General features: G+C 36.5%; 22 protein-coding genes. 12 read left to right on the top strand and 10 right to left on the bottom strand.

Annotated elements, in window-relative coordinates:
* Positions 1-50: 50 nt before the first annotated feature.
* From RAH34_RS08320 to RAH34_RS08310, 3 genes are all read right to left on the bottom strand, one after another.
* The gene (locus tag RAH34_RS08320) at positions 51-2,981 is read right to left on the bottom strand and encodes a reprolysin-like metallopeptidase (protein ID WP_306595818.1); all 2,931 of its coding nucleotides are present in this window, start codon (positions 2,979-2,981) and stop codon (positions 51-53) included.
* 366 nt (positions 2,982-3,347) lie between these two features.
* Positions 3,348-3,845 (bottom strand): DinB family protein, encoded by a 498-nt coding sequence (locus RAH34_RS08315; protein WP_114820086.1) that lies wholly within the window; start codon positions 3,843-3,845, stop codon positions 3,348-3,350.
* A 21-nt stretch (positions 3,846-3,866) separates the two neighbouring features.
* Positions 3,867-5,006 carry an acyl-CoA dehydrogenase family protein gene (locus RAH34_RS08310; RefSeq protein WP_306595817.1) on the bottom strand — a complete coding sequence of 380 codons (1,140 nt, stop codon included), beginning with the start codon at positions 5,004-5,006 and terminating at the stop codon, positions 3,867-3,869.
* A gap of 191 nt (positions 5,007-5,197) precedes the next feature.
* Here RAH34_RS08310 and RAH34_RS08305 point away from each other — a divergent pair, with 191 nt between their 5' ends.
* The 6 genes from RAH34_RS08305 (at position 5,198) to RAH34_RS08280 (ending at position 12,327) form a co-directional block, all read left to right on the top strand.
* A complete protein-coding gene (locus RAH34_RS08305) occupies positions 5,198-7,117 on the top strand; it encodes an endonuclease (protein WP_306595816.1) in 1,920 nt (639 codons plus the stop codon).
* Between the two features lie 459 nt (positions 7,118-7,576).
* On the top strand, positions 7,577-8,182 hold the full coding sequence (locus RAH34_RS08300; RefSeq protein ID WP_034698295.1) for a SatD family protein: 606 nt from the start codon (positions 7,577-7,579) through the stop codon (positions 8,180-8,182).
* A gap of 2 nt (positions 8,183-8,184) precedes the next feature.
* Positions 8,185-8,880 (top strand): DUF3307 domain-containing protein, encoded by a 696-nt coding sequence (locus RAH34_RS08295; RefSeq protein ID WP_114820088.1) that lies wholly within the window; start codon positions 8,185-8,187, stop codon positions 8,878-8,880.
* A 36-nt stretch (positions 8,881-8,916) separates the two neighbouring features.
* Positions 8,917-9,639, top strand: coding sequence for a phosphoribosylaminoimidazolesuccinocarboxamide synthase (gene purC, locus RAH34_RS08290; protein ID WP_047430685.1), 723 nt, complete (start codon positions 8,917-8,919; stop codon positions 9,637-9,639).
* Positions 9,640-9,738: 99 nt separating this feature from the next.
* Complete coding sequence (purF, locus tag RAH34_RS08285; protein WP_034698287.1) at positions 9,739-11,238, top strand: amidophosphoribosyltransferase; 1,500 nt, start codon at positions 9,739-9,741, stop codon at positions 11,236-11,238.
* 141 nt (positions 11,239-11,379) lie between these two features.
* Positions 11,380-12,327 (top strand): glycerophosphodiester phosphodiesterase family protein, encoded by a 948-nt coding sequence (locus RAH34_RS08280; protein WP_114820089.1) that lies wholly within the window; start codon positions 11,380-11,382, stop codon positions 12,325-12,327.
* Positions 12,328-12,416: 89 nt separating this feature from the next.
* On the opposite strand, the gene RAH34_RS08275 is transcribed toward RAH34_RS08280, so the two are convergent.
* From RAH34_RS08275 to aroB, 6 genes are all read right to left on the bottom strand, one after another.
* A complete protein-coding gene (locus RAH34_RS08275; RefSeq protein WP_114820090.1) occupies positions 12,417-13,136 on the bottom strand; it encodes a porin family protein in 720 nt (239 codons plus the stop codon).
* Between the two features lie 364 nt (positions 13,137-13,500).
* Positions 13,501-14,196: a porin family protein gene (locus tag RAH34_RS08270; protein WP_306595815.1), complete on the bottom strand. Its 696-nt coding sequence runs from the start codon at positions 14,194-14,196 to the stop codon at positions 13,501-13,503.
* Positions 14,197-14,620: 424 nt separating this feature from the next.
* The gene (locus RAH34_RS08265) at positions 14,621-15,205 is read right to left on the bottom strand and encodes a porin family protein (protein WP_114820092.1); all 585 of its coding nucleotides are present in this window, start codon (positions 15,203-15,205) and stop codon (positions 14,621-14,623) included.
* Positions 15,206-15,411: 206 nt separating this feature from the next.
* Complete coding sequence (locus RAH34_RS08260) at positions 15,412-16,032, bottom strand: porin family protein (RefSeq protein WP_306595814.1); 621 nt, start codon at positions 16,030-16,032, stop codon at positions 15,412-15,414.
* Positions 16,033-16,264: 232 nt separating this feature from the next.
* Positions 16,265-16,900, bottom strand: a complete 636-nt coding sequence (locus RAH34_RS08255; protein ID WP_306595813.1) for a porin family protein — start codon at positions 16,898-16,900, stop codon at positions 16,265-16,267.
* A gap of 278 nt (positions 16,901-17,178) precedes the next feature.
* Positions 17,179-18,225, bottom strand: a complete 1,047-nt coding sequence (aroB, locus tag RAH34_RS08250) for a 3-dehydroquinate synthase (protein ID WP_306595812.1) — start codon at positions 18,223-18,225, stop codon at positions 17,179-17,181.
* 101 nt (positions 18,226-18,326) lie between these two features.
* Between aroB and RAH34_RS08245 the strand changes: the two genes are divergently transcribed.
* On the top strand, positions 18,327-19,508 hold the full coding sequence (locus RAH34_RS08245) for a pseudouridine synthase (protein ID WP_228411933.1): 1,182 nt from the start codon (positions 18,327-18,329) through the stop codon (positions 19,506-19,508).
* 196 nt (positions 19,509-19,704) lie between these two features.
* Here RAH34_RS08245 and pncA read toward each other — a convergent pair whose 3' ends face one another.
* A complete protein-coding gene (gene pncA, locus RAH34_RS08240) occupies positions 19,705-20,310 on the bottom strand; it encodes a bifunctional nicotinamidase/pyrazinamidase (RefSeq protein ID WP_114820096.1) in 606 nt (201 codons plus the stop codon).
* Positions 20,311-20,524: 214 nt separating this feature from the next.
* On the opposite strand from pncA, the gene RAH34_RS08235 reads away from it, so the two are divergent.
* The 5 genes from RAH34_RS08235 (at position 20,525) to RAH34_RS08215 (ending at position 23,846) form a co-directional block, all read left to right on the top strand.
* Complete coding sequence (locus tag RAH34_RS08235; protein WP_306595811.1) at positions 20,525-21,667, top strand: DEAD/DEAH box helicase; 1,143 nt, start codon at positions 20,525-20,527, stop codon at positions 21,665-21,667.
* 217 nt (positions 21,668-21,884) lie between these two features.
* Positions 21,885-22,421 carry a YfiT family bacillithiol transferase gene (locus RAH34_RS08230; RefSeq protein ID WP_306595810.1) on the top strand — a complete coding sequence of 179 codons (537 nt, stop codon included), beginning with the start codon at positions 21,885-21,887 and terminating at the stop codon, positions 22,419-22,421.
* Positions 22,415-22,876 carry a DUF1569 domain-containing protein gene (locus tag RAH34_RS08225; RefSeq protein ID WP_228411934.1) on the top strand — a complete coding sequence of 154 codons (462 nt, stop codon included), beginning with the start codon at positions 22,415-22,417 and terminating at the stop codon, positions 22,874-22,876. The genes RAH34_RS08230 and RAH34_RS08225 overlap by 7 nt, the downstream gene beginning before the upstream one ends.
* A complete protein-coding gene (gene ytxJ / locus RAH34_RS08220) occupies positions 22,873-23,253 on the top strand; it encodes a bacillithiol system redox-active protein YtxJ (protein WP_306595809.1) in 381 nt (126 codons plus the stop codon). The genes RAH34_RS08225 and ytxJ overlap by 4 nt, the downstream gene beginning before the upstream one ends.
* Positions 23,250-23,846, top strand: coding sequence for a Crp/Fnr family transcriptional regulator (locus RAH34_RS08215; protein WP_034698263.1), 597 nt, complete (start codon positions 23,250-23,252; stop codon positions 23,844-23,846). The genes ytxJ and RAH34_RS08215 overlap by 4 nt, the downstream gene beginning before the upstream one ends.
* Positions 23,847-23,872 lie beyond the last annotated feature (26 nt).

Genomic DNA, 23,872 nt, shown 5'->3' with positions numbered 1-23,872 from the left:
AAAACCGTTCCATGCAGAACGGTTTTTCACATCGTTTAATTGTAAAGGGATTAGTTTTTAACAAATCTCTTAGAAGATTCTCCAATTTGGATCATATAAGCGCCCTTGATAAGGTTGCTTACGTTCACAGATCCTCTTTGTAGTTTTCCTGAGTCGATTAGTTTTCCACCCATATCGAAGATTTTATAATCTTCAGAAGTAGTATTGGAAATATAAAGTATATCTCTTGCAGGGTTTGGATAAAGCTTCACATCAGTGATCAGATCTTTTGTATTATGAAGATCTCCTTTTCCGGAAGAAACAATATTAAGGGTATAATCTTCCACCTGTCCGTACGTGAAGGCTTCACATGAAGAAGTAGGGATTGAGCTATACTTCATCATTACTCTCATTCTTGTAGATCCAACAGCAGCAGTAGCCGGGATGGTGATAGATCCTGTAACCGGACTTGTTGTAGAGCCTGCTTTTGTCCATGCCAGTTCTCCGCTGTCTGTAAAGTCTCCGTCTCCGTTGTAATCAATATAAACCGCGTAAGCTTCACTGTATTTGGTAGAAGTCCAAACCGGAGTAATGGAAATTGTGTAAGCGCTTCCTCTTGTAACATTCGTAGAAACTGAAGTGAAGTTTTCATATCCTGCGGTTCCTGTAGACGTATTATTGATAGATCCGAAGGTTACATTTCCTATTCTTTCATCTGCTGTATTTGAGGCCGAAGAAGAGCAATACGTAACTGTTCCTCCAGAAAGAGTTGTCACACTCACTGTATTACTTGATACCGAAGCATTTCCAGCTGCATCTTTTGCTTTCACAGAGAAAGAATACGTAGTTGCAGGTGAAAGTCCCGTTACTGTGTATGTTGTAGATGCTGTAGAACCAATTAATGAAGCCCCTTGATATACATCGTATCCGGTAACGCCAACATTATCTGTAGCTCCGGACCATGAAAGGTTAGTGGTTGTAGCTGTAGTTCCTGAGGCAGCAAGGGTAGGCGCTGTAGGAGCAACGGTGTCAGGAGTTCCTGAACCTGCATTGACAGAGATGTTGGCATTGTTGACATCAAAGAAAATGTGGTTTGATCCTTTTACCATAATTCTTCCCGTTGTTGTCGTAGCATTAGGAATAGTCACCGCCTGTGAACCGTCATTAGGTGTTCCTGCTAACAGAGTTGTCCATGTATTTCCGCTGTCTGTAGACCAAAGGATATCTACATTGGCAGTATTTACATTATTTGCTGTAGTTCCTGCTACATCCCACGTAATGGTTTGAGAACTTCCTCCAGCATAAGTCGTTGCAGAGTTTTGCGAAGTTACCAGGAATGGTCCTGCTGTTGAATTTACTGTGATTACTGCATCGTCAGAATTATTTCCGGAACCTCCGGCTTTGTTGTCGCGAACGGTAAATCTGAAGTTTAATGTTCTGGCTACTGAAGAAAGTGCTTCTACTGTGATTTCAGAACCTGCAGTCGTAGTAGCTCCCGTTAAGATAGAAGCCATTCTTGGGAAATATCTTACAGGTGCAGTAGTAGGAGTCCAGGATCTGAAGTTAGGTCCTGAAGTTTTTGTAGCACTTGCTGCAGAACTTGCTCCTGTTTGGGAAGAAGAAGCGTTGTCCATTTGTTCCCAGATGTAGGTTAAAGAATCTCCGTCAGCATCTGTTCCTGTTCCTGTAAGAACAAATGGAGTTCCTTTTGGAATGGTATAATCTAATCCTGCATTCGCTGTAGGAATTGCATTTCCTGTATTGGTATTAACTGAGCAGGTTTTAGCTTTAATATTATTGGTGATTTGTTGAATACTGATCGCATGGAAGAACGCATCAGAATGCGGCTGGATATCCTGGCTGGTAATTCCTGCATATCCCATGATGGTTGACCCTGATCCAGGTTCCATATTGGCTCCTGTTCCTTCATTGCTCATAGAGAATGTGTGATTTCCACCGAACTGGTGTCCCATTTCGTGAGCCACGTAGTCAATATCGAAATTATCTCCTGAAGGAATGGCATCTGCCGGAGAGGTATATCCGCTTCCTTTTGATCCGTTTGTACAGATACAGCCGATACAACCAGCATTTCCTCCACCTCCTGAAGCTCCGAACAAGTGACCGATGTCATAATTAGCTTCACCGATTACCGAAGTTAATGTACTTTGTAATTGAGAATTCCAGCTGCTCATTCCTGAAGCTGCGGAGTAAGGGTCTGTAGAAGCATTGGTGTAGATAACCGCATCATTGTTGGCGATAAGGACCATTCTTGCTGCGAAATCTTTTTCAAAAACCCCGTTTACACGAGTCATTGTAGTATTCATAGCAGCTAAAGCCTGAGCTTTTGTTCCTCCAAAGTAAGTGGTGTATTCTCCTGTACAGGATAATGCCAGTCTGAATGTTCTCAGTTTGGCATCATCGGCATTAGGTCTTGCTGCAAGAGCGGAATTGGAAACTCCTTTCTGTGCTGCATCTACCACCGTACATTCAAACTTGTTAAGATCGTCTTTTTTATCAGATTTTCTGTATACAACATACGAAGAAAGATCTTTGGTGTAAGGCTCGATGAAAACAGCCGATTTATCACCATAAATTTCCATAGAAGACAGTCCTAGTGGAGAAACACTGAAATAAACTGTGGAATTAGGATCATCCAGACCTTGTCCTACATAGGATTTGATATCCGGATATTTTGCTGCCAGCTCAGGAGCAAAATTGGAATTCTCTCTCACTTTAAAATTTTCCATTCTGCCTTCAGAATTTGGAAAAGAAATAATGATTTCAGATTTTTCGCCTGCAGCCAGCCTTTTGGGAGCTTTTGCCAACATGTTTTTCAATCCGTTGATATCCAGGTTGTATACCTTAGGATTGCTGATGCTGGTTTTGTTTTCAAAGATCTCTGATGAAGTTCTTTTTGAGCCTTCAGACCAAAGACGGTCCGTCTGTGCGAAAGAAATACCCGAAATAAGGAGCATTCCAATCAGCGTTAATTGTTTTTTCATATTAAATATTAAATTTGATTGTGGAATATCAAAGCTAATAAAAAATATATTATGAAAAACAAAATTTTTTAAGGAAAATTTAGACTTTAGCCATAATGTATTATGCGTTGCATTGAATATAATTGAAAAAGCTTATTAATAAAAGAAAAATAAAATTTTCGAACCGGATTTTAATTTCAAAAAAATAAAATATCTGCGTTTTGATTATTAATTTACCAAAAAGAGACAATGTAATAGATCTATTATTGAAAAATGTGTAAATATTGTTGTTGATTTATTTTTTTTAAATCTTGCTTCATGCGCATTTTGTCCATAAAAAAAGCCGTCTCAAAATGAAACAGCTTACTATATTGATGCAATCTTGAATTACATTTTGTCATCAGCAGTAGGGCCATAAAGTCCGGGAACTTTATTTCCGGTTGATCTCAAGTAAACAACCAGCTCACCTCTGTGATGGTACAAATGATTGTAAAGAAAAGCTCTCACTACCTGAACCTTTGGCATAGGAGGGAAAAGTACATTTCCGTCCATTTCCATTTTCCACTCATTGAAATAAGTGTTTTCGTCCGAGTTTTCAAGAACTTTCTGTGCGTTGGCAACATTTTCTTCAAATTTTGCAAGGATATTCTCCGCTTTGGAAATATCTCCTTTGTCATACCTATACGTACCCATATCAAAAATATCCTTATTGAAAGTAGATTCGTACCAATTGTATACTTCAGCAATATGAGAGGCAAGCTGGCCGGTAGTCCAGTTTTTTTCGGACGGTTTCCAATCCAGTGCGCTGTCGGGGATTGCCTGTAAAATTTTTCTGGTGTTTTCAGCCTCATGCAGAAATTCACCTAAAAGTGCCTGTTTAATCATTTGTATCGGGATTTTAAAATGTTATTTCGTGATATCTCTTCCGATGACCAGTCTCTGGATCTCAGAAGTTCCTTCTCCGATAGTACAAAGCTTAGAGTCTCTATAGAACTTTTCAGCAGGGAAGTCCTTTGTATATCCATATCCTCCGAAGATCTGAACCGCATTGTTTGAGATTCTTACACAAGCTTCAGAAGCATATAATTTTGCCATAGCTCCTTCTTTGGTCATTTTTTGTTTTGCATTCTTAAGCGTAGATGCTCTTTGAATAAGAAGTTCAGCAGCATCAATTTCTGTAGCCATATCAGCTAACATAAAGTTGATTGCCTGGAAATCTGCAATAGGTTTTCCGAACTGATGTCTTTCTTTTGCATATTTCAAAGCAGCTTTGTAAGCTCCTCTTGCAGTCCCTAAGCTTAATGCAGCAATAGAGATTCTACCACCATCCAAAACTTTCATAGCCTGCTTGAAACCTTCGCCTACTTCACCTAAACGATGAGAATCCGGTACACGTACGTTATCAAAAATTAATTCTGCTGTTTCAGAAGCACGCATTCCCAGTTTATTTTCTTTTTTACCGGAAGTAAAGCCAGGCATTCCTTTTTCTAAAACAAAAGCAGTAGAGTTGTTCTTAGCACCTATTTCTCCGGTTCTTGTCATTACCACGGCAATATCTCCTGAAATAGCATGAGTGATAAAGTTTTTAGCTCCGTTGATGATCCAGTCATCACCATCTTTTACAGCAGTAGTAGACATACCTCCTGAATCAGAACCTGTGTTGTGCTCAGTAAGACCCCAGGCTCCGATTACTTTTCCGGAAGCCAGCTGTGGAAGCCATTTGTGTCTTTGTTCTTCATTTCCAAATTCATAAATATGGTTGGTGCAAAGTGAGTTATGTGCTGCTACAGAAAGACCAATAGAAGGGTCAACCTGAGAAATTTCGTCCAGAATAGTAACATATTCATGATAACCTAAGCCAGAGCCTCCATATTGTTCAGGAACTACAATTCCCATAAAACCCATCTCACCCAATTGGTGGAACAAGTCTTTTGGAAATGTCTGGCTTTCATCCCATTCCATAATATTCGGTCTGATGTTTTTTTCTGCAAATTCTCTAGCCGTCTCCGCTATCATTTTGATGTTGTCAATAGTCTCAGTATTCATATAATAATAGTTAGTTCCCAAAGATAACCAAATTGGTGGAATGCTAAAATAAATTATTTCATTCATAATGTTTAAAGGGTAATCTCTTTAATTATCAAAATTTTATATTTAGATAATTAATACTTTCTTAATAAAATATTCAGTCTTTTCCGTTTTTTATTTCACTATTTTAGTTCTCCAATTTTTTAGATATGAAAAAAATTCTACTTCCTATTATATTAATTTCCTCTTATATTTCCGCCCAGGCTCCCGCCGGATATTATGATGGAACGGCAGGATTGACGGGGTATGCCCTGAAATCAAAACTTCACGATATTATTTCAGAAAAGATGGTCAACTGGCATTATGACGATCTTAAAGTGTTGTATGCTCAGACTGATCTGGACAGGTATTATGACCATGATGCTTCCAATACTCAATATCTGCTGGATATCTATTCTGAAATTCCTTCAGGACCTGATTCTTATGAATATACTGCGGATCAGCTGGTAGCAGGTGTCGGTATGGAAGGGCAGGGGTATAACAGAGAACATATGATGCCGCAAAGTACATTCAGTACAAGCTCCTCCATCAGTGATTATCCTATGTATTCGGATCTGAATTTTATAATTCCTGTTGATGGATGGATCAATCAGCGCAGGAGCAATTATCCTTATGGAATAGGAAATAATACCAACCATTATATTTTTTCCAACACTTCGAGAATATCCAATGCAGCTATTCCCAATTACCCTTATACAGGAAGGGTGTATGAGCCTGTTAATGAATTCAAAGGGGATATTGCAAGGTCATTACTGTATTTTGCAGTACGATATGAAGGGAAATTAGGTTCATTCAATACGGCTTATACTACTTCTGCTAATCTTACCCCGGCTACCGATCAATGTCCATTAGACGGAACAGAAGAAAGAGCGGTTGATCTTGCTTATATTGCTATGCTGAAACAATGGAGTGCAGCAGATCCTGTTTCCCAAAGAGAAATTGACAGAAATAACACGATCTATACCATACAAAAAAACAGAAATCCATTCATTGACCATCCTGAATGGATTGATCTGATCTGGTCTGAAACGCCTGATAATATTGCACCTGCAGCTCCCGGATCACTGGTTTCAACCCAGCAGAATGCCTATTTTGTGAATCTGAACTGGACCGCTTCTCCTGATACTGATATTTTAGGATACAGGATTTATATGAATGGGTCTGCAACGCCTGTGGCCACTACAAAGGGAACTTCTATCAGTATTGATCATCTGAGCCCTTCAACTCCATATAGCTTTACTGTGAAAGCTTTTGATAAAGCATATCTTGAATCTCCTTTCAGCAATACGGTGACAACTTCAACGATTGCTTCGGATTCATATGCTCCGGATCTTATGATTACCAAATATATTTCCGGAACCAATGATGCTGCCAATACCATTAAGAATAACGCTCTGGAAATTGTTAACAAAACGGGGCATGAAGTTAATTTAAATAATTACAGGATTAATATCCAGTTTAAAAATAATTCCTCAGGAGCTATTTACAGTGGAGACACCTACGAACTGGAAGGTAAGGTAGGGAATAATGAAACCTTTGTGATCCTGAATCCGAAATCTACTTTATCGTGTTACACCAATGCCCAGGCAAGATTTGTAACGGCTTCTGATCCGCTCACCTTTACCGGAGGAAATTATGTGGAACTTGCTTATAATAAAACGGTGACTGTGGATGCTATCGGAGTAAAATATACAACCAATAACAACGGAAATGTATCTTTATACAGAAAGAACACCATCAATCAACCCAATAATACTTTTACTATCAGTGAATGGGATTCTTATCCGGACAATTACTGCCAGAACCTGGGTGGTACCTTGTCTACAGCAGATTTGATCACTGTTAATAAAGAGTTTACCATTTATCCGAATCCTGTTTACGATAATCTCTATGTGAATGGAGAAGTTACCTACATAAAAACGGCTCAGATTATAGATCTTTCCGGAAAAGTGATTTATACGGAGAAAGATCCGTTTAGAAATAAGAAAAGTATTCCGGTGATGGGAATTCCTGCAGGAATATATTTCTTAAAGCTTGATGAGAAAGCGCATCAGTTTATTAAAAAGTAAATAAAACCGAATTTAAATACTATAATTTTTGTGACAAGCCAAACCTAACAGGTTTTTAAAACCTGTTAGGTTTACTTTATATGGTATAGAAATCATTCAAGAGATTGTTTCGCCTTGCCCGCAATGACTGTCCTAGCCCTGATAGCAGCGGTTACCCCGCAGTTGGGTTTGAGCGTGTATGGGTTTGAGTGTGGGAGAGCGATGGAGCGAGGAGTATAAGCGGATAGCAGGAACAGCTTCTTATTATAAAAAAAATATAAAAAAGTAGAGTTAAAGTCGACATCATAATAAAAGATTGAACATTTTTTTGCTTTTTTGCTATTGTATGGTTTTATATAACGCCCTAAAAACCTTATGTTTACTGCATCATTGATATAAGCTGATTCGCTAATAATGAATATCTATAAGTGTTTCTGCTTATATTTTTTATATATAAGTAATTATGCTTATATTTGCAGTATGATAGCGGTCATTACCGGTGATATTATAAATTCACAGCATGCGGACACTGAAGTTTGGATTACCAGGCTTAAACATCTTCTCGAAAAATGGGGAAGCGCTCCTCACACATGGGAAATCTACAGGGGAGATGAGTTTCAGTTCAAGTGCAAAATTGATGACGTTTTCTGGCGTTTTCTAGCCATAAAATCTCTTATTAAAAGCGTTGAAAATCTGGATGTAAGAATGGCCATAGGTATTGGTGAGGAAAGTTTCTCTTCTGAGAAGATCACTGAATCTAACGGTACAGCCTACGTTAATTCCGGAAGACTGCTTAATGATCTTAAAAGCGACGGTCATACGGTTGCTATTAAAACCTCCAGTGATCCGGTGGACAGAGATCTTAATATCCTGTTGAAATGGTCGTCCAAGGATTTTGATAACTGGACGATGGCTACGGCAGAGATTATTCATGAAATGATCATGAATCAGGATATCACACAGGAAGATCTTGCTAAGAGATTTGCTATTTCACAGTCTTCGGTAAGCCAGAGACTGAAACGAGCCAACTATGAGCTCATCGTGGAAACCAATCAGTATTTCAGAAAGAAAATCTCAGAACTATAGGCATGATCTTCATCAAACTCATATTGGCACATCTACTCGGAGATTTTATACTTCAGCCAAATTCATGGGTTGCAGATAAGGAAAACTATAAACTGAAAAGTAAGTTTTTATACATTCATGTTCTGATTCACACCATTTTAAGTCTTGTTTTTCTTTGGGATCTTCAACTTTGGTGGGTGGCTGTTCTGGTGGGAATTACTCACTTTATTATTGATGCTGCCAAGCTTAGTTTTCAAAATGTAAAGACTAAGAAAAGATGGTTTTTCATAGATCAATTGCTGCATGTTCTGGTGATTGGCGGAGTTTCTTTTTATTTCCAGGAATTCAGCTTTGGATTTTTACAGAATCAGGAATTTTTAAAGGTAATTATGGCGGCACTGTTTTTGACAACACCTGCTTCTATTTTTATCAAAATCTTATTGTCGTCCTGGACACCTGCTCCGGATGGCCCAAACACTATTCAAACCGAATCTTTATCAAGTGCCGGAAAATATATCGGAATTTTAGAACGTCTGCTGGTTTTCACTTTTATCATGGTGAATCACTGGGAAGGCGTAGGTTTCATGGTGGCTGCCAAATCTGTTTTCAGATTCAGCGACCTTGCACAGGCAAAACAGAGAAAGCTTACAGAATATGTATTAATTGGTACACTGCTGAGTTTTGGACTGGCTGTCTTAACAGGAATAATAATAAAATAAATCAATAAATCTAACTACAATTTAGAAAGTAAAATTATGAGTCAAAAGAAAGAAATGTTGTACGAGGGGAAAGCAAAACAAGTATTTGCAACCGATAATCCTGATGAAGTAGTAGTACGTTTCAAAGACGATGCTACAGCATTTAATGCTCAAAAAAGAGGTCAGGTAGACCTTAAAGGGGAAATGAACAACGCGATCACAACTCTTATTTTTGAATATTTAAATGAAAAAGGGATCAAAACTCATTTCATCCAAAAATTAGACGAAAGAGAGCAGCTGGTAAGAAAAGTTTCTATCATTCCTTTGGAAATGGTAGTAAGAAACTACTCTGCAGGAAGTATGGCACAAAGATTAGGAGTGGAAGAAGGAATTAAATCTCCGGTAACGATCTTCGATATCTGCTATAAAAAAGATGAATTGGGAGATCCACTTATCAATGATCACCATGCCGTTTTCTTAGGAGCAGCTACTTACGAAGAGCTTGACGAGATGTATGAGTTATCTTCAGATATCAATGATATCCTTATCGACCTGTTTGACAAAATCAATATCATCCTGGTAGATTTCAAAATCGAATTAGGTAAAACTTCAGACGGAGAAATCATCTTAGCAGACGAAATCTCTCCTGATACCTGCAGACTTTGGGATAAAGATACCATGAAGAAATTAGACAAAGACAGATTCAGAAGAGACTTGGGAGAAGTTACTGAGGCTTATGTTGAAATCTACAACCGTCTTAAAAATCTTTTACAGAAATAAGATTTAATTTATTTAAAGATTAAACCATTTAAAAATTAAACAGGCTGTAATTTTTTTAATCATTAAATTTTTTAATCTTTTAATTTAGAAAAAATAGAAATGAAAAGTTTAGACATTCATAAAAGTGAATATTTAAAACAGTTTGAAACCCAGACTTACGGAAGGAATCTTTTCAGAACTCAGGAAGAAGAAAGACTGGATGCTCCTAATGAAGAGTGTGGGATCTTCGGAATGTATTCGGATAATGATCTGGATACTTTCTCTCTTTCACAGTTTGGTCTTTTTGCATTACAGCACAGAGGTCAGGAGGCTTGTGGTATTTCCGTTTTAAAGGATGGAAGAATCACCAACATGAAAGATGAAGGACTGGTTTTGGATGTTTATAAAGAAATTCAGGAACCTGAAACTTTTATGGGAAATTCTGCAATTGGGCATACCCGTTATACCACTGCAGGAGATAAGAAGAAGTATAATTTCCAGCCATTTTTCGCGAAAAACGAATATGACCAGATTATACTTTCTATAGCACACAACGGTAACCTTACCAATGCCAAGGAATTAAAAGCAGAATTAGAAGCTGAAGGCGTAGTTTTCAGAGCGACTTCCGACTCTGAAGTCATCCTGAGACTGATCCAGAAAAACCTTGATTTAGGTCTTCGTGGAGCGATTAAAGCAACCATGGAAAAGATTGAAGGAGCTTATTCTGTAGTAGGGATGACCAGAAACAAATTCTTTGCATTCAGAGACTTCAACGGTATCCGTCCGTTGGTGTTGGGAGCTATTGATGAGAAATCTTATGTAGTAGCTTCAGAATCTGTAGCATTGGATGCTGTAGGCGCGCAGTATGTGCGTGATATTCTTCCTGGTGAGATCATTTATACCAATGAAAACGAACCTGGAAAACTTCATTCTTATATGATGGATGAAGCGAAAGGTAAGCAGAGAATCTGTTCTTTCGAATATATTTATTTCGCAAGACCTGACTCTACCTTAGAAAACATCAATGTATACGAGATCAGAGAAAAATCCGGTGAGAAAATCTGGGAACAGGCTCCTGTAGAAGCTGATCTGGTGATTGGCGTTCCGGATTCCGGAGTTCCGGCTGCTATTGGTTTCTCTAAAGCTTCAGGAATCCCTTTCCGCCCGGTTTTGATCAAAAACAGATATATCGGAAGAAGTTTCATCGTTCCTACACAGGAAATGAGAGAAAGGGTAGTGAACCTTAAGCTGAACCCGATCATTTCCGAGATGAAAGATAAGAGAGTAGTCATTATTGACGATTCTATTGTTCGGGGAACAACATCTAAAAGACTGGTTAAAATCTTAAAAGATGCAGGCGTAAAAGAAATCCACTTCAGAAGTGTTTCTCCACCTATTATTGCGCCTTGTTATCTGGGAATTGATACTCCGTCTAAAGATGATCTGATCTCAGCGAATATGACTACGGAAGAACTTAAAAACTATCTTGGGGTAGATTCCTTAGAGTTTTTAAGCATAGACAACCTGAAAGACATTTTAGGATCAGCTAATCACTGTTTCGGATGCTTTACAGAAGAATATCCTGTTGGAAAAGGAGAAGAGGTAGATTTATTCAATTAATCTCTTTATTGAATTCATAAAAATAAATAGCCGGGTTTATAATCCGGCTATTTCGTTGTATAAATGTAGCAAAAGCTTAATATTCCTGTAGTATTCAATATATAAAGGAGTTTTAATTTTGTCAGATTAAAACTTCAGGATATGAAAAACGCACTTTTTACGGGTATTTTTCTGGTATTTACCCAATTGTATTCTTCGCAGTCTTTTGACAAGCAGGCACACCGCGGAGGAAAATCTCTTTACCCCGAAAATACGATCCCGGCAATGAAGAATGCCCTTAAAATGAATGTGACAACTCTTGAAATGGATCTGGCTATAACGAAGGACAAAAAAGTGATTCTTTCCCATGATGCTTTTCTTTCACCGGAACTGGTTACAAAACCGGATGGAACTTATATTCCCAAAGATTCAGGTTTTTATTACAAAATATATGAAATGCCTTACGCAAAGATCAAAACATTTGATGTAGGTTTAAAAAAACTGGATAACTATCCTGATCAAAAGAAAATGAAGGTTCAGAAACCTCTTTTTTCAGATGTCATTGATGCTTGTGAGGCCTATGCACGCGAATTAAAAAGACCGCTACCTTTTTACAATATAGAAACAAAAACACGTCCTTTTTCTGATAATATTTTTCATCCTGAACCGAAAGCATTTGTAGATCTGATGATGAAGATCATTATTGAAAAAAAGATTCAGGACAGAGTGATCATTCAGTCTTTTGATCCAAGAACACTGGAAATTCTTCATAAAGAATATCCTGAAATCATGACTGCTTTACTCGTAGAAAAGGTAGATGACAAAAAGCTGGCCCAGCAGCAGGCTTATTTTAAAAGTATTCCGGCAGAAAAGTTCAGAATGTATCCTGATCATATGAATGGAGTAGCCGGAGATATGAAGTTCCTGAGTTTCACTCCTACGATTTACAGTCCGGAACAGAATCTTGTAACGCCTCAATTAGTACAGGAATGCCACTCATTAGGCATGAAAGTAATCCCATGGACTGTGAATGCCAAAGAAAGATTAAAAGAATTAAAAGAAATGGGAATAGATGGGGTAATCAGTGATGATCCGAGAATATTTGAATAAAACTTTTGATATAAATAGCCGGAAGAAAATCTTCCGGCTATTTTATGCGTGCAAGGTTAATGCACTTCGGTTAAAAAATTGGTTCTTAATTAAAATTTGTAGTTAAGACCTAACTGAAATACTCTGTTGTTATTTTCAGCAGCAGGTCTGCTTTTATCAATTTTTGTCAAGCTATTTACATATCTTGCGCTGATACCAATGTTGGATGTGATATCATACCCTAAACCAAGACCCAATCCGAAATTGAATTTATTGATCTGATCTTTATCGATATCTTCAGTATTAGAACTTGTAGTAGTTGTAGTAACACCTCCTGTAGTACTTGCTACACTTGTTTCTCCTTTAGTTTTTCCGTTGATGAAATAACTGAATTCAGGTCCAGCTTCAACGTAAAATTTCTCAGTAGGTCTCATCTGAAGCATTAAAGGAACTGAAATATAGTTCATCTTTACTCTACCTTCTTCTTTAGTTTTTACATTCGTAACTCCATTATCAGTTTCTGTAGATGAAATTACATCTTTTGCTCCCATTTGGTTATATAATACCTCTGGCTGTAAGCTGAAATGTTTTGAAAGTGGAATATTAACGAATGCACCTGCGTGGAAACCTAGTTGTTGTGTGTTGATCCCAAACTTTTGCTCGCTGAAATAAGCTGAGTTTCCTCCGGCCTTGATTCCGAATCTAATGGGTTGTACATCTTTTTTTAGTGGTGATGCATTTACTGTTTTTGTTTCTGTCTTTGTTTCTGTCTCTTGAGCGAAAGCTAGTGTACCAGCAGTTAATGCCAATCCTAAAAATAACTTCTTCATAATTTTATTTTTTAATTTTACTATTTGTGTGTCGGATATCTCTCAATCAGACTTCTTGTATTTTGCAAATTGCTTGCCAAAGTCGAAAAATGCCTGTTTGAAGGGCTTTTAAGATGGTTTTTGAAAAGTTTATTTTAAATCATTTATCCCTTTTTGATGAATAAATTTATTGTTAAATGAATGTTTTGTGAAAATAGTTGAATGCTCAATGCGCTTTATTATTGATAATTGAAATAATGAAAAAATTTGAACCGGAATTAGTTTTTTCAAGAATTAATAAGTCTTCCGGGCTCTTTTGGGAGATAGAAATAAAAAATACCGGACTCTTAAAGCCCGGCACCAGTTTTGAAAATAATAAATATCTCTATTTAAAGCGATAAGCTACTCCAAGCTGAAGCGCATTATTTCTGACTTTACTACCGTAATCATTCTTGAAAATTCCTGTTATACCCGCTGTAAATCTTGCAGTCACTCCAAAATTTTGAGTAAAATAATATCCTGCGCCAATTCCAATTCCAAAATTGAATTTATGATACAACTTCATTGAAATTTTATCGGAGAAACTCTCAGAATTAACAGTCGTTGTATTATCGTATCTTATTTCATTTCTTCCGTCTCCTTCTATTTTCCCTCCCAGAAGTAAACCAAACTCAGGTCCTGCTTCCACATACAATTGAGGAAGAATATTGTATTGAACCATAATAGGAAGAGTAAGGTAATTTAAATTAGTTTTGTACTCATATTCCTGCTTCGTAAAATAATCTCCGGAATCATGAATAAAGAGATCTTCTGTTTTTGAGCCTAGCTGGCTGAAAAGAAGTTCGGGTTGTATACAGAATTTTTCAGCAACAGGAATATTGGCAAATATTCCGATATGTGAACCTGCTTTTATTTTTTCGCTATTATCCACATCACTTCTTTCACCTCTGCTGAAAGTAGACCCATTGAAACCGGCTTTAACACCAAAAGTAACAGGAGAGGCGGCTTTCGGCTGTTGTTTTTCCTGCGCACTGGCGGAAAGCCCAGCCGTAATTGCGAGTACTGCAAAGAGTTTTTTCATGATTTAAAGTTTAATTTTTCTTCTTCGCTTCAAAATACCTGCCATAAAAAGGTAAAGTGATAAAAGTCATGCAATAAGCGAAAAAGTCAGGCCTAAACTAATAAACCTGACTTTTTCTATTGAAATCAAAATGTATCTTGAATAAACAAAATATTTTCAATATTCTGTCTGTGCACTCTAATGCCAGCCCACCTGACATAATTCTCGTTAAAAGGTAATGGTAATAGTTGAATTAATTTGATATCCAATTGAATATCAACTGAATCAAAGCATACTCATTTTGAAAACAAGACCGTAAGTGCGAAATTTCCGGAATAGAGTACAATCAATTATTCAATACGCAAATTTCTTGCCAAAAATATCAGGACCAATAAAAAAGCCGGATTATAATAAACCCGGCTTTGTATTGAATAGAAAGTTTGTTTTAGAATTTGTAAGCTAAACCAATCTGGAATACTCCGTTTCTGGCAGCATCACCGTTATTGTTCTTTGGAACATCAGATAGCCCTGCAGTATATCTCAGATTCACTCCGATATTTTGTGTGAAATAATATCCGGCTCCAAGACCAATTCCGAAATCAAAAGTTTTCAAATTATCTTTAACATCTACAGAAGCACCGTTACCCTTTCCTTTAGCACTGATAAGGAAACCAAACTGAGGACCTGCTTCTACATATAGATTAGGAATCAGATTGTACTGTAACATTACAGGTACTGCGATATAATCTGTATTAAGTTTTACATCACTGTTACCTTTATATTTACCACCCATACCACTGTATAACACTTCAGGTTGTACAGAGAAGTCTTGTGCTACCGGAATGTTGGCAAACACACCACCATAAAATCCAGCTTTTGAATTTAAATCACTGTTAGAAATAGTAGAGATATTAAGACCTGCTTTTACACCAAATCTAACTGGAGAAGATGAAGCAGTAGAAGTTGAAGTCTTCTGAGAGAAAGCAAAAGTACCTGCTACAAGGGCAAGACCTAAAAAAATCTTTTTCATAAGTTTTATATTTTAATAGTTTTTAAGTTTTATTTAACATTTCATTAAGAATCAAATGGCGTGCCAAAGTTAAAATGTACTGTGAATCTACTATGTAATATGTTTTTTTGAATAATAATTTTTCTATAGTATTAAAAAAGCCGGATTAAATTTAATCCGGCTTCACTTTAATTATAAAAACTTAATGAAAAAAGCTTAATAAAGCTTTAGAATTTGTAATTTACTCCTACCTGGAATACACCATTTCTCACAGAACCTTCTCTGTCATATCCGTAATGGTATTTTGTTTTTACAATATCAGATAATCCGGCAGTGTATCTCACATTGATCCCAATGTTTTTGGTAATATAATATCCTGCTCCCAATCCGATTCCAAAATCGAAAGATTGAGTTCCATTTTTAAGAACGCTCGTAGATTCACTTTTCTTTAACCTTGCATCAATTAAAAAATTAAATTGAGGCCCTGCTTCTACATATAAATTTGGAAGTGCCTTATATTGGAACATTACCGGTACAGAAAGATATTCTAAATTAAGTTTTGCATTGCTGCCTCCTTTTTCTTTAGCACCCACTGCACTATATAATACTTCCGGCTGAATAGAGAAATCCTTTGCGACAGGAATATTCAAAAAAACACCACCATAAAATCCTGCTTTTGAATTCATATTCATATTAGAAAGATTGGAAACATTAAGTCCCGCCTTCAAACCGAACTTGATTTTAGAAGAAGATGTGGATGGAGTAGTAGCTTCAGCAGAAGTGGAAGTGCTTTGAGCAAAAGTAAAAGTACCTGCGATAAGTGCCAGGCCTAGAAAAATCTTTTTCATAGATTAGCTTTATTTTTTATGTTGTTTAACGCTCGCTATGCAACAAACAATATGCCGTAAATCCCCTTGTATAAAGACTTTATGTGTTTTTAACGAATGGATAAATCAACTCTTTGGGATGTATTTATAGTGATTTATCAACTCCATATTATTTTAACATAAAAAAAGACCAGATTAAAGAATTAATCTGATCTTTTCTATTGAATATAAAATTTGTTAGTGAATGTGTAGCTTATTTAAATTTATAAGCTAATCCTACCTGGAATAGGTTGTTTCTTGTAGCATCAGATCCACTAGGTCTGTTTTTCGCTACATCTGTTAAACCTGCAACATATCTTGCAGTAAGTCCTAAGTTTGGAGTGAAATAATATCCAGCTCCAAGACCGATACCAAAGTTAAATGTATTTAGATTGTCTTTGTAATTATCAGTAGTGCTTGAATCTCCGTTTGATTCATTTTTGAATTTGTTTTTAGCACTTACCATGAAACCAAATTCTGGCCCTGCTTCCACATAAAGATTTGGAATCAGGTTGTACTGGAACATTACCGGTACTGTAATATAATCCAATTTAGTTGAAGCTGAATATTTTGTTCCTGCTAACGTATAATCTGATTTATTACCATATTGTGAATACTGAACCTCTGGCTGAACGCTGAATGAAGCTGCTAATGGAATGTTGGCAAATACACCTGCGTTGAATCCTATTTTAGATTTCTGATCATCAAGACCACTGTCTTTTGAAAGTGAAGAAACGTTCATACCTCCTTTTACCCCAAATGTTACCGGATTAGAAGACGTGTTTCCTGTCTGTTGAGCGAATGCGAATGTTCCTGCAGTTAACGCTAATCCTAAAATTAACTTTTTCATAACTTTAATTTTTTTAATTTTACTCTTTCTTAATTTTAAATTTTACTACTGTTCAGCATTTTCAGTTGAACGCAGAGTATCTTTCAAATTGCTTGCCAAAAATATTTTTTATGAGTAAAATCAATAAAAAAATCACTTAGTGTTTAAGTGATTTTTAAAATATAGCATTGATTAATAATGCTTTATGATTTCAAATAAATGTTTGTTTAGACATTGTCTAAATTGACAATTTTGTCAAAAACAGAAGGTGAAACAAATGATTTTTTCTGAAAAAAACGTTAAGCATCATTCAATCTTCTATAGAAAGACAGAGATTCAAGGATATTTTCCTGATTGCACTGATGATCATAATTGCAGGAACCTATTCCTGAAAGCAGAGAAAAATTGATTTTGCTGTCTGTATTCTTTTTATCATTCAGCAGTAATGCGGTAATATCTTCATCCTTAAAATCGCTGATATCAAGGTATGGATAGTATCTCTGAATGTTTTCAATGATAATTTTTGAATCTTCTTGAGAAATTAAGTTTTCAAGATAAGCCAGATGAGCTTCAGCAATCATTCCCATAGCAACGGCCTCACCATGAAGAATTGGATTTTCCTGCTGCAGACATAAACTTTCCACCGCATGGCCTATGGTATGTCCGAAATTAAGTGTTTTTCTGATATTCTGTTCGTGGAAATCCTGATCTACTACATTCTGTTTAATATTCATGGAAGTCTGAATATGTGGAATTACAGTTTCTACTTCCAGTTTACGGATCTGTGTCAACTGATCCCAATGATTTTTATCAGCAATTAACCCATGTTTCAGCATTTCAGCAAATCCGCTTCTTAATTCTTTAAAAGGTAATGTTTCTAAGAATTTTGGGAAAATAAAGATTTGCTCAGGGAAAGCAAAAGTTCCCACCATATTTTTATAGTGCATCAGATCGATCCCGGTCTTTCCGCCTATAGAAGCATCACACATCGATAGAAGGGTAGTAGGGATGTTGATAAACTGTATTCCTCTTTTATAAGTAGATGCCACAAATCCGCCCATATCGGTTATTACTCCGCCGCCAAGGTTGATAACCAGCGCTTTTCTGTCCGCCTGCATTTCTGTAAGAATTTCCCAAAGCTGATTGGCCGTCTGGATATTTTTCATTTCCTCTCCCGCTTCAATCTCTAAAATTTCAAAGCCAAGATCCGTTTCCATATTTCCGAGAAGAATAGGGAGGCAGTATTCATGCGTGTTTTCATCTACAAGTATGAAAATTTTACTGAAAGTTTTTTCGTGAAGAAACTCGTTGAGCTGTGAAAAATTATCGTTTAATATTGTTATCATCTTCTATTGTATGTAAAATTAAAATGTAAACTATAGTGCAAAGTTATGATTCTTAATTTTTAACTCGTAACTAAATTACTATCTTTGCAGAAATTTTTAGAATGAGCAGAGATAATAATAATTCAGACAGACCAAAGAGACCAAGAATTTCAACCAAGAAAAGTTCTGATGATTCTCGTGCTTCCAGATCTGGAAATTCTTCAGGATCAAAACCTTTTAAAAAGCCTTTCTCTAAAGATGGAGGAAAGAAAGGCCCGGAACATAAAGGATCCAACTCAAGATTTGAAAAGAAACCTTTTAAAAGAAATACCGACAGTTTCGAAAATTCCAACGATGATTCAGGATCAAAATCCGAAAGAAAACCGTATATCACGAACAAAAGTGAGAGCTATGAGAAAAAATCTTTCGGAAAACCGAAGAGAGGAGGAAAGAATTTCGATACAAGAGATAAGTACGAAAGAGGCAGCCTGAAATACGGAAGAAGACCATCTAATGGTGAAGACAGAAATGATGACAAGACAAGATCTTTTGTACAGAAAAGAAGGCTGAATAAAATTGAAAAGGACGTTCATAAAGACAGCATCCGTCTTAACAAGTATATCGCTAATTCCGGAATCTGCAGCAGAAGAGAAGCTGATGAACTGATTACACAGGGATTGGTAGAAGTCAACGGAAAGGTGGTAACTGAAATGGGATATCAGGTACAGAAAACAGACAGAGTAGTTTTTGACGGACAAAGCATTACTCCTGAAAAACCTGTATATGTACTTTTGAATAAGCCAAAAGGTTATATTTCTACTACAAAAGACGATAAAGCAAGAAAAACTGTAATGGATCTTGTAGCGAATGCTTCTCCTTACAGACTTTTCCCGGTGGGAAGACTGGATCGTTCTACAACAGGAGTTATCTTACTGACCAATGACGGACACATGACTAAAAAGCTGACGCATCCCTCTTTTGATGCCAAGAAGATTTATCATGTAACATTGGATAAAAAGCTTACTGGTGAAGATTTACGTCTTATTGCGGAAGGTATCCGTCTTGATGAAGGAGTAGCAGTGGTAGATCAGATTTCATACATTGAAGGGAAACCTAAGAATGAAATCGGAATTGAGATACACATCGGATGGAACCGTGTGATCAGAAGAATTTTCCAAAGATTAGGATACGAAGTAGAATCTTTAGACAGAGTAATGTTTGCAGGATTAACGAAGAAGAATATCAAGAGAGGACACTGGAGAATCCTTACAGAACTGGAAGTGAACAACCTTAAAATGCTTTAAAATAATGATGAATTATAAGTTATGAATTATGAATGACAGATTTAGGTTTGTAAACTTATATCATTCTTTTAAATATCAATTTTAAAGGATAATAAATAAAAAAGCGCAGAAAATAATTCTGCGCTTTTTTTATTGTAGTAAGTTGTGAATTCTAAAATTCATAACTCATCATTTATAGTTCATCATTAAAAAAGAATTATCCCAATACGGTTACTCCTTTTTCAATCATTTCATAGATGGCATCTCTGCCGTTGTCAGGTTTTACGTTTACTGCACGTGTTCCGTTGAAATGAAGGCACGTTACATATCCGTTGGCTACTGCATCCTGTGCTGTAAATTTAACACAATAGTCTAATGCCAGGCCTACGATTTCTACCAGCTGAATATCATGATATTTCAGGAAGTCATCCAATCCGGTTTTCATAAAGTGGTTGTTATCCTGAAAACCGCTGTAGCTATCGATTTCAATATTTTTACCTTTCTGTACAATGTGGGTTACTTTGTCTCTGTTCAGATCTTTGTGGAATTCTGCCCCAAAAGTTCCCTGAATACAGTGATCAGGCCACATAAATTGTGGAACACCATTTAAAATAATACTTTCTCCTACCTTTCTTCCATTGCTGCTTGCAAAACTTTTATGACCTGCAGGATGCCAGTCTTGGGTAAGAACTATCTGATCATATTCATTTTCTTCCATCAGGAGATTGATGTATGGAATAATTTCGCTGGCTCCAGGGACTGCAAGTGCTCCGCCTTCACAAAAATCATTCTGTACATCGACTATTATTAACGCTTTTTTCATATTTTGATTTCTCGAATTTTTGATAAATTTACAAAACTAATCTTCAAAAATTTGTCCAAACCTTAATTATCGGACAAATCGGCAACATAAATTTTCAATGTTTATGAATGAAAGACATAAAATTTTAAATAATTGAAGTTTATCTGCTGCCTATCGTATTTTGAGGCTTACACCAAATATCAATAGCGTATCTTTGCAGTAAATAAGTATTTTTATGTCATTTGAATCGTTAGGATTATCACACAATATTATTCGTTCTGTCAAAAAACTAGGGTATTTAAAACCATTCCCCATACAAGAGCAGGCTGTTCCTGTCATTTTGCAAGGGAAAGACCTGATGGGAATTGCACAGACAGGTTCCGGTAAAACAGCTTGTTTTGTGATGCCGATTCTGGAAAAATTGCAGAATGCGGAAGTTAAAAAAGATCGTAATGTTCAGGTTTTAATATTGGTTCCTACCAGAGAATTAGCGATTCAGATTGATGAAGTTTGCAGAGCATTCACAGAAAATCTAAAGAGGGAAGTCCGTACGATGGCAGTGTACGGAGGTGTTTCTATCAATCCACAGATGAAGGGAATGTTTGGAGTGGAAGTTTTGATTGCCACTCCGGGACGTTTGCTGGATTTAATTGATCATAATGCATTGAGTATTTCAGGAATTAAACATTTGGTGATTGATGAAGCAGATAAAATGTTTCAGCTGGGGTTTGGTGAAGAAATGAATAAACTTTTTGCCATGATGCCTGTAGCGAAGCAAACCATTTTATTTTCAGCTACCTTGAATGATAAGGTTTCTGAAATGAAAGAACGTCTTTCTATCAATCCTACGATTATTGAGATTAAAAAAGAAGAAGTTGAAATTGATAATATCGAACAGCTTGCCTATCATGTTGCTCCGGAAAATAAAGGACCTTTTTTACGATATCTGATCAAAGAAAAGAAAGTAGAAAAGGCTTTGATTTTTGTTTCGTCCACAAGATCTGCGGATAATCTGGTAGAGAAACTTAAAAAGAACAAAATAAAAGCGGTGGCCATTCATAGCCAGAAGTCACAGGGAGCGAGAAGAAATAATCTGGAGGAATTTAAAGTAAACGGAGCTCAGATTTTGGTGGCTACAGACTTAATTGGGCGTGGAATCCATATTGAATCTCTGCCATGTGTTATCAATTACGAGTTGCCTCGCTCGCCGCTGGATTATATTCACCGTATTGGTAGAACAGGGCGTGCTAATGAAAAAGGAACTGCAATCAGTATTCTGACGGATGATGAATTGCAGCATTTCAGAGTGATTCAGAAGAAAATGGGTAGAAAAGTAACCCTGCAAAGAACAGAAGGTATTGATTTACACGGTTATTAATACTTTATTATAATTAAGAGAGGCTTCAGTTTATATAATTGAAGCCTTTTTTAATGAAAAAATAGGTACCACAAAAATCATTATCGGTATAATTAATGCTTTATTCACTTTATATTCTTGAATTTTTGATAAATTCGCGCAAGCTGATATTCGTCAATTATTCTAATAAATAATAGTAATACCCATCGGCAAATAATTAAAAATTAAAACCTGAACAATGAGCGATTTAGAGAAAAAAAAGTTTCCAATAGGACCATTTGAAGTGCCTGAAAACATTTGTGATATCACATTGGATACTTATATCAAAGTAATCAAAGACTTTCCCGGCCGGCTAAAGAATCTCATTGAACACTTTACAGACGATCAATTGGATACCCCTTACAGAGAAGGAGGCTGGACGGTAAGACAGCTTGTGAATCATCTTTCAGACAGTCACATGAACAGTTTTATCCGTTTCAAACTGGCACTGACAGAAGAAAACCCTATCATAAAGCCTTATGACGAAGCGAAATGGGCGGAGCTTCAGGACAGTTTTCATATGCCTGTAAAGCCGGCTATGAGAATGTTGAAGGGAACACACCAAAGATGGGTAGTTCTTCTTAAAAGCCTTACGAATAAACAGTTTGGAAGAACTTTCCATCATCCTGAGCATCAAAAGAATTATAATTTAAGAGAAAGCCTTGCTTTATACGTTTGGCATTGCAATCATCATTTTGCTCACATTGAAAATCTGAAGATAGAAAAAGGTTGGTAAAAAAGAGTCTCAATAATCCCATATATTATCGGGAAATCAAAGACAGAATTTCCCTGTTAACTGAAAACTCTCCTGCAAAATGGGGAAAAATGAACGTATGTCAAATGCTAAAGCATTGTGATTTAGTTCTTCAGGTGGCTTTGGGAAAGTTTGAACTTCCCCGTATTAATGTGATGTTTGAGGCAATAGGGATTTTTACTAAAATAGAAATGTATGTTTTCAATAATGGAATTCCGAGAAACATGCCTACTTTTCAAAAACTAATCGTTAATTTTGAGTGTGATTTTGATGCATCAAAAACCAATCTGCTGAAAACGCTGGAAGAATTCCGGGAGGCTTGTGAAAAAAGCAATTTACCGGACCGCCACAGACTATTCGGAAGCATGACTGAAAAAGACTGGACATTTTTAGAATTCAAACATCTTGATCACCATCTAAAACAATTTAATGTATGAGTTTTTTTGATAAAATATTCGGTGGAAAAAGTGAAAGCCCTGAGCAAAAAACATTCTGGAAAAAGATAGAATCTGAAGAAGACCTTGCCAAAGCAATGGAAGACTCTTTTCAGAATAAAATAGCAATATTCAAACATTCTACAAGCTGTTTCATAAGCAGGACAGTTTTGAAAAACTTTGAAAAAGAAATTGAAAATTCAGACCAGCCGGTCAATGTATACTATCTGGATTTATTGGCGCACAGACCTGTTTCCAACAAAATAGCAGCAGATTTTGAGATCAGACACGAAAGTCCGCAACTGATTGTCATAGAGAACGGAAAACCTGTTAACAGTGCTTCACACCAGGATATTTCTTTAAGCCAGATTATATCATGAAGAATATAAATAATTACTTAGCCAAAGTTTTAAATGTTCCGCTTCAGAATGTGAATACGTGCAGCCTGCACTATGAAGTAAAGAAAATTCCTAAAAACCAGTTTCTTCTTCAGTATGGAGAGATCTGCCGACATATTTTCTTTGTAGAAAAAGGGCTGATAAAGATGTATTCCATTGATAAAAACGGAAAGGAACATATTATCCAGTTTGCTCCGGAAAGCTGGCTGATTTCTGACCGAAGCAGCCTTTATTTCAATGAAAAATCCATTTATTATATAGAAGCAGTGGAAGATTCTGAAGTGTTGTTTCTTCATCCTGATTTCTTCAACAAACTGGTAGAACAATTTCCGAACAGCATCGAGAGAAGTGATTTTCTTCTTCAGAAACATATCAGAAGCCTTCAAAACAGGATCAACTCTTTATTGGGAGAAACTGCAGAAGAAAGGTATATGAAATTCATCAAAATGTATCCCGATTTACTCCTGAGAGTTCCGCAATGGATGATTGCTTCTTATCTTGGAATTACTCCGGAGAGCCTGAGCCGTGTAAGAAAGGAGCTGGCAAGAAAAAATTTCATCCCGGATAATAAATAGAAAAGGCTGGGAGATGGAGGCTGGAA

Origin of the sequence: Chryseobacterium sp. WLY505, from assembly GCF_030846215.1 — a bacterium.
GTDB lineage: Bacteria > Bacteroidota > Bacteroidia > Flavobacteriales > Weeksellaceae > Chryseobacterium.
Note: the sequence above shows the minus strand (reverse complement) of the source record. Positions and strands in the feature narration are given on the sequence as shown.